Origin of the sequence: Planktothrix sp. FACHB-1355 (assembly GCF_014748295.1) — a bacterium.
In the GTDB taxonomy this organism is placed as follows: Bacteria; Cyanobacteriota; Cyanobacteriia; order Cyanobacteriales; family Aerosakkonemataceae; genus Aerosakkonema; species Aerosakkonema funiforme_A.
This window is the reverse complement of the sequence record NZ_JACJUP010001103.1, coordinates 1-2,346: the sequence shown is the minus strand read 5'-3', so window position 1 is coordinate 2,346 and position 2,346 is coordinate 1. Positions and strand designations below refer to the sequence as shown.

The following is a 2,346-nucleotide window of genomic DNA, read 5'->3' as shown; positions in this document are numbered from 1 at the left end:
TATAGCAGGCAAGCCGCTACTTACACCTGCGATCGCTGCCAAACTCACAAAGAAAACACTACGTTGAAAAGGATTCGTATTCACATTCACTCCTCGACAAAGATCGGGACAATAGTTAATCCCAGCGAAATTTTATATCAGAATTTAATCCTAGTATCGGTGACAGGTATAGCCGCACTCAGGAAAATGATGTACTTGCAGGCTCAAATCCTTGGGAGTATGAGCTACACAGTTCGGGAAAGTTTGGCTTTTGATGCTTCGACTTGTGCAAAATACACCTCTTGCTTCCAGCACAGCATTGACTGTATTGCGCTCAAGAGTTGCCAATCTTCGCGATATTAGATGGCTCGATTGGCGCAGATCCGATCCGACTGCAACCGAAAAAAGGCATACAGACGCGAGTTGTTCGGCCTAATGCTAAATATACAAGAAAATCCGCAGTAGCGACCTCTATAGTTCGGATGATTGTGCGGTAACCCCATAAAAAAGCAGCTTTAGGCTCTTTTTCCACTTTCCTGTGTGGAGAGACTTTCGGGCCAATATCTGCCAACCGCAGACCGCAGCAGCGAAGCGCTTACATTTCGCCAGCATCAGCTTCGTCCACTGCACCAGCTACTTGACGAGAAACAAAAGGCAAAATCGCTTTGTTTTTACTGTGTGCCCTTCCTTCTGTAAATACAACTAACAAATAGGGCTGCTTACCCGGGATCTCGATATAGGCAGCGTCGTGGCGTACTTGGCTAGTCCATCCAGCTTTAGACCACAGTAAGGCATTCTGAGGCAAACCTTCCCCCAGAAAACCGGTTACCTGATTTTCATCGTCGGTTGTTAAATCAGCTGGGTTAAGACTGCGTTTCATCAAGGCCATCATACTTTGCGAAGCTTTTGAGGATACTGCTACTCCGCCGATAATGCTGTGCAGGAGACGAGCTGTAGCGTTAGTAGTCAGCATATTGCGATTTTCCATCAATTCGCCCACAAAAATGCGCTCGCGTCCGTAGGGACCATCACACCAGGTTTTTTGGTTAACGTTGATTGCTTCTAACTCCGGCCAGCCCAACGAGTGAAAGTAGCGATTGACAATGTTACGCTGTAACTGCCAGGTTTGGAACGGCCCGTGGGATAGTTCCGGGCCGCTGGTGGTGCCCGTCAAGACATCCACAACTAAACTGGTGGCGTCGTTGCTAGAATCGACGATCGTATCGCGGATAGCGCGTTCCAACTCGGCGGTTGTCTGAATCATGCCTTTTTCCAACCACTCGTATACTGCCACCAGGTAAAACAGCTTGACGACGCTGGCAGGATAGATGCGATCGCTACCTCGATAGCTGAAACCTCTAACTTCGTGGTTCCAAAAAGCTTGCGGGCTAAGGGCTCCACCTGTATTTACAGGCACGGGCGGATCGTAGACAATCCAAGTAAGGGCGATTTGGTTGCGGGCTAGGTCTGGAAATTCCGCCCAAGTTGCAGAAAGGATTTGATTGCCCAGCTGTTGCAGTTGTTCGTCTTTGCGGAAAAAAGTCATTCGATTTTAGATTTTAGATTTTAGATTTGAGATTGTTCGTAGTACATTGTTCGTTGCAACGTCTTCGTCCGCAAACAATAAACTGCGAACCGCTAACCACAGATCGTGAACGAAAATTTCCAGTCGATCGAGTACCGATGCCGACGCAATGTCAACATTTACGATTCTCCTAGCTGCACCCGTTTGGCAACTCAGGCGGCGCTTGGGCGTCATCTACGAGTAGTATCGCCCAATGGGGATACATCTGATACATCTATTGAGGTGTGTCTGTGCGAGGATGATTATCCCGGCTGGCTGTCAATCCAAGATAAAAGGTATCTTGAGGAAGTGGCAACCCCTTATCAGGCGATCGATCTTTGTGCGACCGAAATCCAAGCACGATTGCCGGCAGTGATTGCCTTTACCCAAAATGCCATGAAACAACCCAATTATTACCTGTGGGGCGGCACGGTGGGGCCAAATTACGATTGTTCTGGGTTAATGCAGGCAGCATTTGCTTCGGTGGGTATTTGGTTACCCAGAGATTCCTATCAGCAGGAAGCATTTACTCAGCCAATTCCGATTGAGGATCTTTTACCGGGAGATTTAATATTTTTCGGGACTCCAGAAAAAACTACCCACGTCGGACTTTATTTAGGTGAGGGGCGCTACATCCACAGTTCCGGTCAAACAGTCGGTCGCAATGGTATTGGCATCGATGTGCTTTCGGAACAGGGAGATGCCATCAGTCAGTCTTATTATCGCCAGTTGCGACGACCTGGGCGAGTGGTAAAAAGCTATGGCTAGGGGTTAGGGGTTAGGGGTTAGGGGTTAGGGGTTAG

The 2,346-nt window shown here is 48.3% G+C and carries 3 protein-coding genes; 2 read left to right on the top strand and 1 reads right to left on the bottom strand.

Annotation, left to right across the window (positions count from 1 at the left end):
- The coding region (locus H6S82_RS33120; RefSeq protein WP_206756912.1) for a hypothetical protein at positions 1-342 on the top strand (342 nt) is incomplete at its 5' end.
- Between the two features lie 232 nt (positions 343-574).
- Here the strand turns inward: H6S82_RS33120 and H6S82_RS29505 are convergent.
- Positions 575-1,525, bottom strand: coding sequence for a serine hydrolase (locus tag H6S82_RS29505; RefSeq protein ID WP_190472333.1), 951 nt, complete (start codon positions 1,523-1,525; stop codon positions 575-577).
- Between the two features lie 105 nt (positions 1,526-1,630).
- Here H6S82_RS29505 and H6S82_RS29500 point away from each other — a divergent pair, with 105 nt between their 5' ends.
- Positions 1,631-2,311, top strand: coding sequence for a C40 family peptidase (locus H6S82_RS29500; RefSeq protein ID WP_347339568.1), 681 nt, complete (start codon positions 1,631-1,633; stop codon positions 2,309-2,311).
- The last annotated feature ends 35 nt before the right edge of the window (positions 2,312-2,346 follow it).

Excerpts from the sequence above, each read along its gene's own strand:
- H6S82_RS29505 (WP_190472333.1), bottom strand. The coding sequence starts at position 1,525 with ATGACTTTTTTCCGCAAAGACGAACAACTGCAACAGCTGGGCAATCAA.